Source organism: Variovorax sp. HJSM1_2, from assembly GCF_049316285.1.
GTDB lineage: Bacteria > Pseudomonadota > Gammaproteobacteria > Burkholderiales > Burkholderiaceae_C > Rhodoferax_B.
The window spans coordinates 1-14,587 of sequence record NZ_JBMOXA010000049.1; the positions used below are offsets into that span (position 1 = coordinate 1).

The 14,587-nt window shown below is 62.1% G+C and carries 16 protein-coding genes; 7 read left to right on the forward strand and 9 right to left on the reverse strand.

Translation table 11 applies throughout. From position 1 onward, the window contains the following. From ACFQ95_RS25455 to xseB, 3 genes are all read right to left on the reverse strand, one after another. Positions 1 to 929 (reverse strand): 1-deoxy-D-xylulose-5-phosphate synthase N-terminal domain-containing protein (locus ACFQ95_RS25455; RefSeq protein ID WP_422835693.1); only part of this gene is annotated, 929 nt, incomplete at its 3' end. A gap of 77 nt (positions 930 to 1,006) precedes the next feature. Then, positions 1,007 to 2,026, reverse strand: coding sequence for a polyprenyl synthetase family protein (locus ACFQ95_RS25460; RefSeq protein WP_422835695.1), 1,020 nt, complete (start codon positions 2,024 to 2,026; stop codon positions 1,007 to 1,009). Then, complete coding sequence (xseB, locus tag ACFQ95_RS25465; RefSeq protein WP_422835697.1) at positions 2,023 to 2,265, reverse strand: exodeoxyribonuclease VII small subunit; 243 nt, start codon at positions 2,263 to 2,265, stop codon at positions 2,023 to 2,025. The genes ACFQ95_RS25460 and xseB overlap by 4 nt, the downstream gene beginning before the upstream one ends. 262 nt (positions 2,266 to 2,527) lie before the next feature. Between xseB and ACFQ95_RS25470 the strand changes: the two genes are divergently transcribed. The 7 genes from ACFQ95_RS25470 to mrtJ all read left to right on the forward strand — a co-directional run bounded on the left by ACFQ95_RS25470 (position 2,528) and on the right by mrtJ (position 9,351). Next, positions 2,528 to 3,703, forward strand: coding sequence for an aromatic ring-hydroxylating oxygenase subunit alpha (locus tag ACFQ95_RS25470; protein ID WP_422835699.1), 1,176 nt, complete (start codon positions 2,528 to 2,530; stop codon positions 3,701 to 3,703). A 69-nt stretch (positions 3,704 to 3,772) separates the two neighbouring features. Then, positions 3,773 to 4,684 (forward strand): DMT family transporter, encoded by a 912-nt coding sequence (locus tag ACFQ95_RS25475; protein WP_422835701.1) that lies wholly within the window; start codon positions 3,773 to 3,775, stop codon positions 4,682 to 4,684. Positions 4,685 to 4,711: 27 nt separating this feature from the next. Next, positions 4,712 to 5,581 (forward strand): sulfurtransferase, encoded by an 870-nt coding sequence (locus tag ACFQ95_RS25480; protein WP_422835703.1) that lies wholly within the window; start codon positions 4,712 to 4,714, stop codon positions 5,579 to 5,581. A gap of 216 nt (positions 5,582 to 5,797) precedes the next feature. Further along, on the forward strand, positions 5,798 to 6,022 hold the full coding sequence (locus ACFQ95_RS25485) for a CsbD family protein (RefSeq protein ID WP_422835705.1): 225 nt from the start codon (positions 5,798 to 5,800) through the stop codon (positions 6,020 to 6,022). A gap of 203 nt (positions 6,023 to 6,225) precedes the next feature. Further along, positions 6,226 to 6,624 (forward strand): hypothetical protein, encoded by a 399-nt coding sequence (locus ACFQ95_RS25490; protein ID WP_422835707.1) that lies wholly within the window; start codon positions 6,226 to 6,228, stop codon positions 6,622 to 6,624. Positions 6,625 to 6,884: 260 nt separating this feature from the next. Further along, positions 6,885 to 8,852, forward strand: coding sequence for an alpha/beta hydrolase domain-containing protein (locus tag ACFQ95_RS25495; protein ID WP_422835709.1), 1,968 nt, complete (start codon positions 6,885 to 6,887; stop codon positions 8,850 to 8,852). Positions 8,853 to 8,871: 19 nt separating this feature from the next. Continuing rightward, complete coding sequence (gene mrtJ, locus ACFQ95_RS25500) at positions 8,872 to 9,351, forward strand: JDVT-CTERM system glutamic-type intramembrane protease MrtJ (protein ID WP_422835711.1); 480 nt, start codon at positions 8,872 to 8,874, stop codon at positions 9,349 to 9,351. A 41-nt stretch (positions 9,352 to 9,392) separates the two neighbouring features. On the opposite strand, the gene ACFQ95_RS25505 is transcribed toward mrtJ, so the two are convergent. The 6 genes from ACFQ95_RS25505 to ACFQ95_RS25530 form a co-directional block, all read right to left on the reverse strand. Next, positions 9,393 to 9,785, reverse strand: coding sequence for a RidA family protein (locus tag ACFQ95_RS25505; RefSeq protein WP_422835713.1), 393 nt, complete (start codon positions 9,783 to 9,785; stop codon positions 9,393 to 9,395). A gap of 66 nt (positions 9,786 to 9,851) precedes the next feature. Further along, on the reverse strand, positions 9,852 to 10,295 hold the full coding sequence (locus ACFQ95_RS25510; protein ID WP_422835715.1) for an acyl-CoA thioesterase: 444 nt from the start codon (positions 10,293 to 10,295) through the stop codon (positions 9,852 to 9,854). Beyond that, the gene (locus ACFQ95_RS25515; protein ID WP_422835717.1) at positions 10,288 to 11,895 is read right to left on the reverse strand and encodes an AMP-binding protein; all 1,608 of its coding nucleotides are present in this window, start codon (positions 11,893 to 11,895) and stop codon (positions 10,288 to 10,290) included. Before ACFQ95_RS25515 ends, ACFQ95_RS25510 begins: the two co-directional genes overlap by 8 nt. Positions 11,896 to 11,955: 60 nt before the next feature. After that, positions 11,956 to 13,140, reverse strand: coding sequence for an acyl-CoA dehydrogenase family protein (locus ACFQ95_RS25520; protein WP_422835719.1), 1,185 nt, complete (start codon positions 13,138 to 13,140; stop codon positions 11,956 to 11,958). Between the two features lies 1 nt (position 13,141). Next, positions 13,142 to 14,011, reverse strand: a complete 870-nt coding sequence (locus tag ACFQ95_RS25525; protein ID WP_422835721.1) for an enoyl-CoA hydratase family protein — start codon at positions 14,009 to 14,011, stop codon at positions 13,142 to 13,144. Between the two features lie 2 nt (positions 14,012 to 14,013). Next, positions 14,014 to 14,586 carry a MarR family winged helix-turn-helix transcriptional regulator gene (locus ACFQ95_RS25530; RefSeq protein WP_422835723.1) on the reverse strand — a complete coding sequence of 191 codons (573 nt, stop codon included), beginning with the start codon at positions 14,584 to 14,586 and terminating at the stop codon, positions 14,014 to 14,016. Position 14,587 lies beyond the last annotated feature (1 nt).

Consider the following 14,587-nt stretch of genomic DNA (forward strand, 5'->3'; position numbering starts at 1 on the left):
CCCACGGCAGGATCAAACTTGCCCGGGCCATGGTAGGCCACGGGGTCGGCTTCGGCACGGCTGTAGCCACGGCCTTTCTTGGTGACCACGTGCAGGAACTGCGGACCGGTCAACTGGCGAATGTTCTCCAGCGTGGGGATCAGCGAGTCCAGGTCGTGCCCATCGATGGGGCCGATGTAGTTGAAGCCAAACTGCTCGAACAAGGTGCCCGGCACCACCATGCCCTTGGCATGCTGCTCAAAACGCTTGGCCAGTTCAAACAGCGGCGGTGCGGCCTTCAACACCTGTTTGCCAACATTCTTGGCGGCGGCATAGAAGTGGCCACTCATCAACTGCGCGAGGTAGCGGTTCAGCGCACCCACCGGCGGGCTGATGCTCATGTCGTTGTCGTTCAGCACAACGAGTAAATTGCAGTCGGACACACCCGCGTTGTTCATGGCTTCAAAGGCCATGCCAGCACTCATGGCACCGTCGCCGATGATGGCCACCGCGCGGCGATCCTCACCCTTGGTCTTGGCCGCCAGGGCCATGCCAAGTGCGGCCGAGATCGAGGTGCTGGAATGCGCCGTGCCAAAGGTGTCGTAAGGGCTTTCGCTGCGCAGCGGAAAGCCCGACAAGCCGCCGAGTTGCCGCAGGCTGTGCATGCGGTCGCGCCGACCGGTCAGGATTTTATGCGGGTAAGTCTGGTGACCCACGTCCCACACCAGCCGATCTTCGGGGGTGTTGAACACGTAGTGCAAGGCCACGGTCAACTCCACCGTGCCCAGGTTGGAGCTCAGATGGCCACCGGTTTTGGCAACGCTCTCCAGCACATACGCACGCAGCTCATCGGACAGCGTCTTCAGCGCCTCGCGCGACAGACGGCGCAGGTCGGCAGGGTCGGAAATGGACTGCAGCAGCGGATAGGTGTTGTTCTTTGCAGTGGACATAGTTCTAAATCTTACGGGCGCTCTCAACACCCCGTGGGTAGGATTGGGTGCCGAAATGGCAAACCCCCAGCATCACATCAGCTGCCGCGGTTGACCACCATGTCAGCCAGGGCACGCAAGGCTGCGGTGTTGGTCAACTGGCTGCGCTGCAGCGCCTGCAAGGCCTGGTCAAGCAGCGCTTGAGCATACGCCAGGGAGTTCTCCAGGCCCAGCACCGAAACGTAGGTGGGTTTGTCCTGCGCAGCGTCCTTGCCAGCGGTCTTGCCCAGCGTGGCCGAGTCTGCGGTCACATCCAGAATGTCGTCCACCACCTGGAAGGCCAGGCCCAGCGCAGCGCCGTAGTCGCGCAATGCGGGGAAAGCCGTGACCGCCATATGTGCATCATCGGCAAGACAGGCCGCGCCCATCATCACGCTGCCTTGCAGCAGCGCGCCGGTTTTCAGGCGGTGCATGCCACGCAGTTGGTCTTCGGTCAGGCGTAAACCGGTGCTCGCCAGGTCTATGGCCTGGCCACCGGCCATGCCTTCGTAACCCGCGGCGCAGGCCAGCAGGCGGCACAGGCGGGCCTGCACGGCGTAGACCGGCGGCTGCGACGGCACCAAGGCGGGCGTCAGGATTTCAAAGGCCAGGGCCTGCAGTGCGTCGCCAGCCAGCAGGGCCTGGGCTTCGCCATATTTCACATGTACCGTCGGTTTGCCCCTGCGCAGGATGTCGTTGTCCATACACGGCATGTCGTCGTGCACCAACGAATAGGCGTGGATCAGCTCCACCGCGCAGGCGGCACGCAACGCGGCGTCGTCCAAAGCGGCGCGCATGGCTTCAGGTTCCAACTCGCGCACCGCCTCGCGCGCGGCCAGCACCAGCAGCGGGCGCAAGCGCTTGCCACCGTCGAGTACCGAGTAACGCATGGCTTCGCGCAGGGCTGCGGGCGCGGCGTGGCCCAAGACATGGTCTTCCTGCTCACTGGAAGATTCGGACACCGCGCGGTCTGGTGCCACCCAGGCGTCCAGCGCCTGCTCTACACGCGCCAACTGCTGCTGGCTCCAGTCGCGCAGCACAAAACCGGGCGTTTGTTCTATAGGCAGCACGGTGCTCATTCCTGCCCCCAGACTTTCAGCGAGCCCTGGTCGAGTACCTTGATCTGTTCTTCCACGGCGTCCAGCTTGTCACGGCAGTAACGCAAGAGTTCTGCGCCACGCTGGTAGCCCGCCAGCAACTGCTCCAGCGGCATCTGCCCGGACTCTAGTTTGCTCACCAGTTGGTCTAGTTCTTCCTGCGCGGCCTCGTAACTGGCGGGCGATGTGGAAGGGGTTGCGGTCACTGTTGCCTTGGGCATTTAATGTTTTGGGGTCGAAAACCGGCCATTTTAGAGCGAGCCGCGCGCAGCGGTGCTGGCAGAGTGTGAGGGCCAGGTTTCAAAGGATGGACATTGCTAAACCGCGGCAAAGACCGGATGCGGCACGGCAGTAAGTCACGGCGGCTACAATCCCTGCTCTTTCGTCGGGTTTGGCCGACATCCGCTCATTTTGCGTTCAGTCTCCGGATGAAACGCCCACCACCTGCCCCTTCATAGGGGGAGTCTCTAGGTCAGGACATTCATGTCTGATTTAAGTCTTCAACTGCAGCAGGCGACAAGCCAACTACCAGTTTCAAGCTATTTTGACGACGCGCTGTTCCAGCGCGAAGTTGCCACCCTGTTTCAGCGAGGCCCCCGTTACGTCGGGCACGAACTGGCAGTTCCCCAGCAAGGCGACTACTACGCCCTGCCCCAAGAGGGCGAAGGCCGTGCGCTGGTGCGCACCGCCAAAGGGGTGGAACTCGTCTCCAACGTCTGCCGCCACCGCCAGGCCGTGATGCTCAAGGGCCGCGGCTCGCTGCTGACCACCCAACCCGGCAGCACCGGCGGCAACATCGTCTGTCCGCTGCACCGCTGGACCTATAGCGGCGACAGCCGCGGCACCCAGAATGCCCCGGCCGGCACGCTGCTGGGCGCACCACACTTCGCGCAAGACCCCTGCCTGAACCTGCAGAACTACCCGCTGCAGTCGTGGAACGGCCTGCTGTTTGAGGCCGGTGGCCGCAACGTCATGGCCGATCTGGCCCATATGGGCCCGCGTGCCGACCTCGACTTCTCCGGCCACGTGCTGGACCGCGTGGAACTGCACGAGTGTGACTACAACTGGAAGACCTTCATCGAGGTCTATCTGGAGGACTACCATGTCGGCCCTTTCCACCCCGGCCTGGGCGGCTTTGTGACCTGCGACGACCTGCAGTGGGAATTCAAGGACCACTACTCGGTGCAAACCGTGGGCCTGGCGCAGCGCCTGGGCGCGGCCGGCAGCCCGGCCTACCAGCGCTGGCAGGATGCCATGCAGCAGTACAGCCAAGGCACACCGCCCAAACATGGCGCGATCTGGCTCACCTACTACCCGAACGTGATGGTCGAGTGGTATCCGCATGTGCTCACCGTCTCCACGCTGCACCCGATCGGGCCGCAGAAGACGCTGAACATGGTGGAGTTCTACTACCCCGAAGAAATCGCCGCGTTTGAGCGCGAGTTCGTCGAAGCCCAGCAGGCCGCCTACATGGAGACCTGCGTCGAAGACGATGAAATCGCCCTGCGCATGGACGCCGGCCGGCGCGCGCTGATGCAACGCGGCGACAACGAGGTCGGCCCCTACCAAAGTCCCATGGAAGACGGCATGCAGCACTTCCACGAGTGGTACCGCCAGCAGATGCCAATACCCGAGCAGCTTGAGGCACTACAAACTTAGTAGCTGCTTGCGCTGATGCAGACTGCCTAGAATGCCTGTTCCGTTTAAATCTTTGTAGAAGGCATCGGCATGCAGGCGTTATGGATGGTGTTGGCCGCGTTCTTTTTCGCGACCATGGGGGTCTGCATCAAGTTCGCCTCCGAGGCGTTCAACGCCGCCGAGATGGTGTTCTACCGCGGCATCATCGGCATCCTCTTCATGGCACTGCTGGCACGCTCGCAAAAGGTGGCGCTCAGCACCCGCTACCCCGGCATGCACGCCTGGCGCAGCGCCATTGGTGTCACCTCGATGATGGCCTGGTTCTACGCCATCTCCAAGCTGCCCCTGGCCACGGCCATGACGCTCAACTACATGAGCAGCGTGTGGATCGCGGCCTTCCTGGTCGGGGGCGCCATGCTCACCTGGCGCCCCGGCCGCGACAACACCGCACCGCCCATGCAGATCTCGCTGGTGCTCACCGTGCTGGCCGGCTTTGCGGGTGTGGTGATGATGTTGCGCCCCTCGCTGAACCCGAGCGAAATTTTCGGCGGCTTGATCGGACTGCTTTCCGGCATGAGCTCAGCCTTTGCCTACATGCAGGTGATGGCGCTTTCGCGCATGGGTGAGCCCGAAACCCGCACCGTGTTTTACTTCGCCGTGGGCTCCACCATCGCGGGCGCCATTGGCATGGTGATCACCGGCTTGTCGCCCTGGGACTGGAACGCCGCTGTCTGGCTGGTGCCGATTGGTGTGCTGGCTGCCTTGGGCCAACTCAGCATGACACGTGCCTATTCGCTGGTGCGCAGCAAGGGCGAAATGCTGGTCGTGGCCAACCTGCAGTATTCGGGCATTGTGTTTGCCGGCATCTACAGCACGGTGGTGTTCAGCGACGACATCCCGCTGATCGGCTGGATAGGCATGGCCATCATCATCACCAGCGGCATTGTCGCCACCCTGCTGCGCGCCCGCGCCGCGCCCGACGCACCCGCCGAAGAACATTGACCCTCTTTCTTTTGGAAACAACGCGCCATGTACACCACACTCATCTCCGTTGAACAACTGCAAGCCCTGCAATCAAGCGGCCAGCCGCTGATGGTGTTTGACTGCAGCTTTGAACTTGGCAACCCCGCCACCGGCCCCAAGGCGTATGCCGAAGTGCATGTGGCCGGCTCGGTCTACGCCAATCTCGACAGCGCCCTGAGCACACACGACGCTGCCGATGCCGCCTCCGGTGGCCGCCACCCCCTGCCCAGCCGCGAAACCTTTGCCGCCTGGCTGGGCAGCGTGGGTTTTGCCAACCACATGCAAGCCGTGGTGCTGGACCGCAACGGCGCCAACTACTGCGGCCGCCTGTGGTGGATGCTCAAGTGGCTGGGCCACGAAGCCGTGGCCGTGCTCGACGGCGGCCTGCAAGCCTGGCAAGCCGCGGGCGGCGCAGTCGAGTCCGGCGCCGCCCCAGAAAATTCTTCTAAAAACCCAACACAAAAGTTTGCGATCAAACCGGCTGTCGCCACACTGGTCTCACCCGACACGGTGCTGAAGAACATCGGCAGCGCCAGCCAAACCGTGCTTGATGCCCGCGCCGCACCACGCTACCGCGGCGAAGTCGAGCCACTCGATCCCGTGGCCGGCCACATCCCGGGCGCGCTCAACCGGCCGTTCTCCGCCAACCTGGGCGCCGACGGCAAGTTCAAACCGGCCGAGGTCTTGCGTGCGGAGTTCCTGAGCCTGCTGGGCACACGCGACCCGGCAAGTGTGGTGCACCAATGCGGCAGCGGCGTCAGCGCCAACCCCAACCTGATCGCCATGGAAGTTGCCGGCCTGGGCCGCACCGGACTCTACGCCGGCAGTTGGAGCGACTGGTGCAGCGACGCCAGCCGGCCGGTGGCACAAGGCTGAAACACTGCCCCGCCAACCTTCACAAACGCCCCTGGAAACAGGGGCGTTTTTTTGTTGTGGCGTGTCCTACAAACGTCGCCATCCGACCCGCAAAACGCCGCGCCGCAAACCTACGCCTCACGCCCGACAAGTCCTACGTTGCTAAAACTTGATGCCACCTACATTGGATTCACGGCAGCCGACCCCGGCCCGCCGCAACTTCGAAAGGACATCACCATGAACAAGGACACCATTGAAGGCAACTGGAAACAGCTCAAGGGCAAGGTGAAGGAGCAATGGGGCAAGCTCACCGATGACGATTTCGACGTCATTGCCGGCAAGCGTGACCAGTTCCTGGGCAAGGTGCAAGAGCGTTATGGCGTCTCCAAGGACGAAGCCGAAAAGCAGGTTGCCTTGTGGGAAACCCGCGACGGCCGCACACCGCCCACCCTCTGGTACTAACGACTAACGGGACACAAGTTGGCTAGGGGCTGGTGACACGTAAGACCACACGGACGTTACCGATAGCCCTTGCCCGGGTGGCACCCGTCGGCCTTGATCGATATCCATCGATGCCCACCGGTGCCACCCGCCACCCCAAAAAGATTTAACCGCCTATTCATTCCCCGACCGCTCTGGCGGTCAACAAGCAAAAGAGGATTGCCATGAAAAAGAACCTGTTGATGATCGGCCTCGCTTCCATGTGTTTTATGGCGACGCAAGCCAGTGCCATGACCGGCGACGAATACAAGGCCGCCAAGTCCACCATTGAAGCCACCTACAAGACCGACAAGGCCCAATGTGCGCCCATGAAGGACAACGCCAAGGACGTGTGTGAAAAGGAAGCCAAGGGCAAGGAAAACGTCGCCAAGGCAGAGCTGGAACAACAATACAAACCTAGCGCCAGCCACGCCCGCAAGGTAGCCGAAGAAAAAGTCGACGCCACCTACGAAGTCGCCAAGGAAAAGTGTGACGACCAGTCGGGCGACGCCAAGAGCGCCTGCGTGAAGATGGCCAAGGCCGACCAGGACAAGGGCAAGGCCGAAGTCAAGATGATGAAGTAAGCCTAGGCACGCTTCACCATCCCCAAACCCCGTTGCAGCGTCTGCCTGCAGCGGGGCTTTTTGCTCGGCGAGCGCTGGATGCACCAGCCGAATCAACCCATGACGCGCGGCGAACCTGCGTCATTTGTCAAAACAAGTTCAGGCCGAAAAACCGGGTTATCCCTATTGGTTGAGCCTCTCAAAGTAGCCGACATTAAATGTACCAACTGGTACGTACGTATTGCATGACCCATGTATACGCCTAACTTTGAGGAGACAAGATGTTGAGAAAAAAGGGCCATCAAAGCCTACTTTCCCGCTTTGCGCGGGCCGCCGCGGCAAGCTTGCTGCTAAGCCTTGGGACATCGGCATTTGCCGTCATTCCCACACCAACCGTTACCGGGCCGATTGCCTCGGATCTGAAAAGTGCGAACAAGAACTACACCTTCTTTGCCACCGACCTGGACCTGAAGTCACGCGGTTTCACGGAAGAGGAATTCTTCTACTCCGGCCAGGCCAACACCTATGACGCCACCATTGCCGGCGGCATTGGCGCCAGGCCCAGTGCGTCCGCCACCGCCAACGTGCTGACCACCGGCAACCCCTACACCACACGCATGGTAGTTCGGCGTCCCAGCGATCCCGCCAAGTTCAATGGCACGGTGATCGTGGAATGGATGAACGCCACCAGCAACTACGACGTGGAAGCCTTGTGGTTCCGCGCCCATGAGTTCTTTCTGCGCGAAGGTTATGCCTGGGTCGGCATCACCGCACAAAGCGGCCCCATCACCAACGCCACCCTGGGCCTCAAACAGTTCAGCCCCCAGCGTTATGCCACGCTAGACCTCACCGCTGGTGGCAAATTCACCAGTGGCGATCCACTCTCCTACGATGTTTACGCACAAGGTATTCAGGCGCTGCGCAGCACCAATGTGCTGGGTGCTCTGCGCCCCAACCTGAAGAAAGTGATTGCCGCCGGGGTTTCGCAATCCGCCGGGCGTGTTTCGGTCTACCTCAACGCCATACAGACACGTGACGTCGCCATCACGGATGCGGCCCTGCTGTACATCGGGGGCGAAAAGATCCGCACGGATCTGGGCATTCCGGTGATCAAACTGCTGTCTGAGACAGAGTACGTGGCACCGGCATCAGCCAACGAAATCAATGTGCTGCAACCGGACACCGACAAGATACGCGTGTGGTCGATCGCCGGCGCATCCCATTCAGACTGGGCCTCGTTTGCGGTGCGATACGCCCTGCTGCGCCGCGACCAACCCACTGCCGGGCTGCGCGACACCTGCGACTTGCCCAGCCGTAGCCGGGTACCGGACCGCCATGTGATCGCCGCCACCATAGACTGGCTGACGCGCTGGAGCACGGGCGGCACCACCGTGGTTCCGCCAAGCGGCCCGCCCATCAAGCTGGAAGCTGACGGCACCACGGTACAACGCGACAGCCGGGGCAATGTTCTCGGCGGCATACGCGTGGCACCGTTTGATGTACCCGTCGCGCTGGACCAGGGGGGCAACACCGGCGCTGGCACCTGCTTCCTCAACGGCCGGCACGAGCCCTTCTCAACCGAGGTGCTCAACAGCCTCTACCCGACACGCGACGCCTACTTCAACGCATTCTCGGCGTCTGCCGCGAAGAACGTGAAAGACGGCTTCATCCTCCAGGCGGATGCCGACGACATGCTCGCCGAAGCCCGCGTGTCCATCACCGGCATGGGACTGAATTGCGGTGCCTTGTGCGCCAACTTTGCGCAATTCCCGATACAGCCTTCGACCTCGCTGCTGCGCGACCACAACAAGTTTCTCTACTTCACGGGTGCGGAATATGCTCTGAAATCCATAGATGCAGCCACACTTTCGGTGGCGCGGGGTTACTCCACCAGCGACGCCGCAGCGAAGAAGACACAGTTCTCCCAAGCCGCAAAATGGCTGCAGAACTACCAGTCACAGGTCAACACCAGTGCCACGGCCGGCAACCTGACCTCAGGACAGGCGAGCTTGTTCAACGAGTATTCGGGCATCCTCATCACAGAGCTGCAAAAGCTGGGCGCCGACCCACAGAGCGTGGCGCTGGACTCCAGCGTGGTCGAGACGCTGTATCCCGTTCCCAAGCTAGACAGCGGCGGCGGCTGCTCCATGGGTGGCAGGGGGCTGTTTGACCCGGTGCTCTGGGGCGTGTTTTTGCTGGCCATCGTCGGCCTGAACCGCCGGCGTATTTGGCGCCCACAAGCGCGTTAAATAAACGCCAATAAAAGAAATGAAAGCCGCGTTACGCCCTCACGCTTTGCTGCGCAGCCCGGCTTTCCCATTTCTGCTGTTGGCGTTCGCCCTGGGGCCCATAGGCCTTGGCGCCATCGAAAGTCTGGCGTCATGGGGCGTGCTGGCTTTACCCGACCTACCCGGCCTACCCGGCCATCGCATGAGCCTCACGGCGATCGCGCTCAGCCTGCTGGTCGCGCCGCTGATGGAAGAACTCGCCTTCCGCGCCGCCATTCAGGATTATCTGAGCCACCAGCGCTGGGCGCAAAAACAGTGGTGTGGGCTGAGTGTGCCCAACGTCCTGACCAGTGTGCTGTTTGCGGCTTGCCACATTCCCACACATTCACTCGCCCTCGCCCTGCTCACCTTTTTCCCCTCACTCGTTTTTGGGAAAGCCAAAGAAGCCAGCGGAAGATTGCGCTGGAGCATCGCGCTCCACGCTTGGTTCAACCTCTGCTTCATTTGGCATTTCTTCTAGCCGCAGCACTCGGCTGCAGCCCGAACAACACTGCCTGATCTTTAATCCGGCACCACTGCCGTGACTTCAATTTCCACCAGCGCTTCATCTTCAATCAAGCCGGCCACTTCCACGGCCGTCATCACTGCGTTGAAGCTGCCGATCAACTCGCGAAACGCCACGCCGATTTCGGGGTAAGCGGCCACGTAGGCGCGTTTGTCGGTCACGTACCAGGTCATGCGTACGATGTTCTCGGGCTTGGCATTGCCTTCTTTCAGCACCGCCACCACGTTCTCCAGCGCCTGGCGCACCTGGCCCGCAATGTCTTTGTGCCGGAACTTGCACTCGGCATCCCAGCCGACCATGCCGGCCACAAATACCATGCGACCTTTGACGGAGACGCCGTTCGCATAACCACGAGGACGGGGCCAGCCGGGGGGTTGAAGAATTTGCATGTTTGATCTCCGTTAAATGTTTGAATTTGGTTTGGATTCGCTGTGGCGCGGCTTTGAGGCCATCACTCACTTGTTGTAGAAATCTTCCAGCGCGGCGCGCAGGTCTGGCGGCATGGTAACGGCGCGGTGGCTCTCCAGGCTGGTGCACACCAACACCTGTTCACACAGCACACGCAACTCGTCGCCACTGCGACAAGAAATGCCCACGCGCAACGAGCGGCTGCCCAGGTGCAGCAGACGCAGGCCCAGCGTGACCACATCACCCATGCGGCTGATGGCCTTGAAGTCGCACTGCAGGTTGACGATGGGCAAGCCCACACGGCGCGGCCCGAGCAACTGGGCATACGAGATGCCCAGGCCATCACTCACCCAGTCTTCCACCAGGCCGTTGAACATCACCAGGTACTGCGGAAAAAACACTATGCCCGCCGGGTCGCAATGCGCGAAGCGGATCTGCATAGGGCGCTCGAACACAGCGCCATCGGTTTTCAACACCAGGGGCTCAGACATCGCGCAGCTTGAAGCGTTGCAGCTTGCCGGTTTCGGTGCGCGGCAGGTTGCTGCGGAACTCCACAGCACGCGGGTATTTGTAGGGCGCCACTGTCGCCTTCACAAACTCCTGCAATTCGGTCACCAGCGCAGGGGTGGCCTCGGCGCCGGGCTGCAGCACCACAAAGGCTTTGACGATCTGGCCACGCTCTTCGTCGGCCACACCGATGACACCGGCTTCGGTCACCAGCGGGTGCAGCAGCAGCGCGTCCTCCACCTCGGGCGAAGCGATGTTGTAGCCTGAAGAGATGATCATGTCGTCGGTGCGCGACTGGTAGTGGAAGTAGCCGTCGTCGTCAACCAGGTAGGCGTCGCCGGTCAGGTTCCAGCCGTTCTTCACGTATTGCTTTTGACGCTTGTCAGCCAGATAGCGGCAACCCGTCGGGCCTTTCACTGCGAGCTTGCCCACCACACCGGGCGGCACGGCCTGACCCTCGTCATCCACCACCTGGGCGATGTAGCCGGGAATGGCTTTGCCCGTAGCACCGGGGCGCGCGTGTTCTTCGTCTGCCGAGATGAAGATGTGCAGCATCTCGGTGGCACCAATGCCGTCAATCAATTCAATGCCGGTGTGCTCTTTCCAGACCGCGCGTGTGGCCGCAGGCAGCGCCTCGCCGGCCGAAACACATTTGCGCAACTTGCTGCTGCGCAGTACATCGGCCATGGGCGCCATCACGCGGTAAGACGTGGGGGCGGTGAACATCACCGTCGCTCCATAGTCTTGCACGGCCTGCAGCAGATCCGGCGGGCCGGCTTTCTCCAGCAGCACGGTGGAGGCGCCCACGCTCATGGGGAACAACACCAGGCCACCCAGGCCAAAAGTGAAGGCCAGCGGCGGGCTGCCGATGAACACATCGTCCGGCGTGGGTCGCAGCACGTGCGGCGGCCAACAGGCGCAGATGGCCATCACGTCGCGGTGGAAATGCATGGTGCCCTTGGGCTCGCCGGTGGTGCCGGAGGTAAAGGCCAGGATGCAGGTGTCGTCGGCTGCGGTGTCCACCGCAGTAAAGGTCTCAGGCTTGCTGGCCATCGCGGCTTCCAGGCCATCGGCATCGCCGGTATTGAAGTGGCGCACCTGCTGCAAGCGGGTTTCTTGCGCGCGGGCCATTTGTAATTCTTCGGCCAGGCGTTTGTCGCACAGCGCGTGTGTGACCTCACCCTTGGCGATGATTTGCGACAGCTCTTTCGCGCGCAGCAGCGGCATGGTGGCAACCGCAATCGCGCCCACCTTCATCACGGCGAACCAGCAGGCCACCAACATGGGGTTGTTCGCGGCGCGCAGCAACACACGGTTGCCGGGCACCAGGCCCATGTCTTCCACCAGCACGTGGGCGATTTTGTTGGCCTGGCGCTGCAGGTCGGCATAAGTCCAGCGCACCCCTTTGGCCTGGATACAAAGCCGGTCGCCTCGGCCTTCAGCCACATGTTTGTCCAGCAGCTCTACGGCGCAGTTGAGCCGTGGGGCGAACTGCAAGGCGGGCAGCGTGAACAGGAATTCAGGTTGGTCCTCGGGCGGCGGCAGGCGGTCACGCGCAAAGGTATCGATGTGGGCACTGGTCATGGTAGCGAACTCGCAGAAGTCTAAGAACTGAAACTCAACTGACTCGGAACCACACAAGGTTTACGGCGTGATTTCCGAAGAGGTCTTCATGTCGTTAAGCAACTCTCGTGCAATGATGAGTTGCTGCACTTCGGTGGCACCTTCGTAGATGCGCAAGGCGCGGATCTCGCGGTACAGGCGCTCCACCGGCTGCTCACTCACCACGCCCAGGCCACCCCACAGTTGCACGGCCGCATCGATTACCTGCTGCGCACCTTCTGTGGCCACCATCTTGGCCATGGCGGCTTCACGTGTGACCTTGTGGCCCTGGTCGCGCATCCACGCGGCGCGGTAGGTCAGCAAGGCCGCGCTGTCGATGGTGGTGGCCATCTGCGCGAGCTTGGCTTGTGTGAGCTGAAAGTCGGCCAGCACACCCTTGAACATCTTGCGTGTGGTGGCGCGGTGCAAACCTTCATCGAGCGCGCGGCGCGCAAAACCAAGGGCCGCTGCGGCCACCGAGGTGCGAAACACGTCCAAGGTGCGCATTGCGACCTTGAAGCCCTCGCCCGCTGCACCAATACGCTGCGTGAGTGGAATGCGGCAGTTGGTGAAACGCAGGCGCGCCAACGGGTGTGGTGCTATCACCTCAATGCGTTCTGCAATTTCAAACCCGGGCGTATCGGTATCCACAATAAAAGCCGAGATACCACGCGAACCAGGCGCTTCGCCGGTGCGCGCAAACACCACGTAGAAGTCGGCAATGCCGCCATTCGAGATCCACGTTTTCTCGCCATCGAGCACCACCTCGTCGCCCTCAATACGCGCGGCGCATTGCATGGCCGCCACATCAGAACCCGCTTCGGGCTCGGACAATGCAAACGCGGCAATCGCCTCGCCGCGCGCCACTCGCGGCAGATAACGCTCGCGCTGCGCCGGTGTGCCGGCCAGCGAGATGGCACCCGAACCCAAGCCCTGCATGGCGAACGCAAAGTCGGCCAAGCCGCTGTGGCGCGCCAGCGTTTCGCGGATCAAACACAGCGCCCGTGTGTCCAGCACTTCAGATGCACCGCCGTGCGCCACACCGGCCACGGCGTGGCGCAACCAACCACCCTGGCCCAGGCTTTTCACCAGGGCGCGGCAGGCGGCATCCACATCGTGCGGGTGGTCTTGCGCAATGTGTTCGGCCGCCCAGGCGTCCAGCGCGCGTTGCAGCGCGGCGTGCGGGGCAGTGAAGAACGGCCAGTCGAGGTAGCGGGTGTCACTCACTTCAATTCCCCTCGAAGACTGGTTTTTGTTTGTTGGCAAACGCGTGGTACGCGCGGCCAAAGTCTTCGGTCAACATACACAGCGCCTGCACCTGGGCTTCGGATTCGATGGCTTCGTCCACACCCATGTTCCATTCCTGCTGCAGCATGGTCTTGGTCAGGCCATTGGCAAACGTAGGGCCATGGGCCAGTTCGCGGGCCAGCGCAAACGCGTCGTCCAGCACCGCCTCAGGTGCACACACACGGTTGAAGAAGCCCCAGCGCTCTGCCTCTTCACCGCCGATGGCGCGGCCGGTGAGCAGCAGCTCGGTAGCGCGCCCTTGGCCTACGATGCGCGGCAACATGGCGCATGCGCCCATGTCGCAGCCCGCCAGGCCCACGCGGTTGAACAAAAACGCCGTCTTGCTGCGCGCCGTGCCCAGGCGCATGTCAGACGCCATGGCCATGATGGCACCGGCACCGGCACAAACACCGTCGATGCTGGCCACAATCGGCTGCGGGCAATGGCGCATGGCCTTCACCAGGTCGCCGGTCATGCGGGTGAACATCAGCAGCTCGGGCGCCTTCAGGCCTATCAGCGGGCCAATGATTTCGTGCACGTCGCCACCCGAGCAGAAGTTGTCGCCCGCACCATGCAGCACCACGGCTTTCACATCGGGCGCATAACGCAGCCGTTGGAACAGGTCGCGCAGCTCGGCGTACGAGGCAAAGGTCAAAGGGTTTTTGCGCTCGGGCCGGTTCAGCGTGATGATGCCCACGCGGTCGCGCACCTGCCACAGGAAGTTGCTGGCCTGGTAGTCGGCACAGGGCTGCTGGTTGCCGGCCATCAGTTGCGGGTCTATCCCGGAAATTTCGGTTGCGCTGGTGGGCATGCTCAGTCTCCTATGGTTTTGTTCGCGGCTTTGCTGGCCGCCACACTGGCAGCTTTGTCTGCCGCCTTGTCGGCCGCTTCGGCGCCCAGGCTGTTCGACACCTGCACGCGCAATTGGCCCAGCAGGTCATAGAGCTGCTGGCGGTTGCTGTCGCCCAGGCCGCCCATCAGTTCGACCACCCAGCCCTCATGCACCTGGGCAATCTTTTCAAATGCGCGCCGGCCCTTGGCGGTCAAACACACCAGGAACGAACGACGGTCTTCCTGCTGGCTGGTGCGCGACACAAAACCGGCTTGCTCCAGCTCGTCGGTCAGGCCCGTCACGTTGCCGCCAGTCACCATCAGGTTGCGCGACAACACGTTCATGCGCAGTCCCTCGGGGTGGCGGTGCAACTGCGCCAGGTAGTCGAAGCGCGCCAGCGTCATGCCGAACTGGGTGCGCAGGCGTTTGCGGATTTCGGTCTCGATGTCGGTGCTGCACGACAGCAGGCGCAGCCAAAGGCGAATCGACTGGTGTTCGTCGGTCGAGACACCGGCTTCCAGGCCAATGCTGTCGTCGCTCAACAAAGGTTCCAGA

What these genes read in the sequence shown, in the direction of transcription:
- ACFQ95_RS25470 (WP_422835699.1), top strand. Translation starts at nt 2,528, where the DNA reads ATGTCTGATTTAAGTCTTCAACTGCAGCAGGCGACAAGCCAACTACCA.
- ACFQ95_RS25475 (WP_422835701.1), top strand. Translation starts at nt 3,773, where the DNA reads ATGCAGGCGTTATGGATGGTGTTGGCCGCGTTCTTTTTCGCGACCATG.
- ACFQ95_RS25480 (WP_422835703.1), top strand. Translation starts at nt 4,712, where the DNA reads ATGTACACCACACTCATCTCCGTTGAACAACTGCAAGCCCTGCAATCA.
- ACFQ95_RS25510 (WP_422835715.1), bottom strand. Translation starts at nt 10,295, where the DNA reads ATGTCTGAGCCCCTGGTGTTGAAAACCGATGGCGCTGTGTTCGAGCGC.
- ACFQ95_RS25495 (WP_422835709.1), top strand. Translation starts at nt 6,885, where the DNA reads ATGTTGAGAAAAAAGGGCCATCAAAGCCTACTTTCCCGCTTTGCGCGG.
- mrtJ (WP_422835711.1), top strand. Translation starts at nt 8,872, where the DNA reads ATGAAAGCCGCGTTACGCCCTCACGCTTTGCTGCGCAGCCCGGCTTTC.
- ACFQ95_RS25505 (WP_422835713.1), bottom strand. Translation starts at nt 9,785, where the DNA reads ATGCAAATTCTTCAACCCCCCGGCTGGCCCCGTCCTCGTGGTTATGCG.
- ACFQ95_RS25515 (WP_422835717.1), bottom strand. Translation starts at nt 11,895, where the DNA reads ATGACCAGTGCCCACATCGATACCTTTGCGCGTGACCGCCTGCCGCCG.
- ACFQ95_RS25490 (WP_422835707.1), top strand. Translation starts at nt 6,226, where the DNA reads ATGAAAAAGAACCTGTTGATGATCGGCCTCGCTTCCATGTGTTTTATG.
- ACFQ95_RS25525 (WP_422835721.1), bottom strand. Translation starts at nt 14,011, where the DNA reads ATGCCCACCAGCGCAACCGAAATTTCCGGGATAGACCCGCAACTGATG.
- ACFQ95_RS25460 (WP_422835695.1), bottom strand. Translation starts at nt 2,026, where the DNA reads ATGAGCACCGTGCTGCCTATAGAACAAACGCCCGGTTTTGTGCTGCGC.
- xseB (WP_422835697.1), bottom strand. Translation starts at nt 2,265, where the DNA reads ATGCCCAAGGCAACAGTGACCGCAACCCCTTCCACATCGCCCGCCAGT.
- ACFQ95_RS25485 (WP_422835705.1), top strand. Translation starts at nt 5,798, where the DNA reads ATGAACAAGGACACCATTGAAGGCAACTGGAAACAGCTCAAGGGCAAG.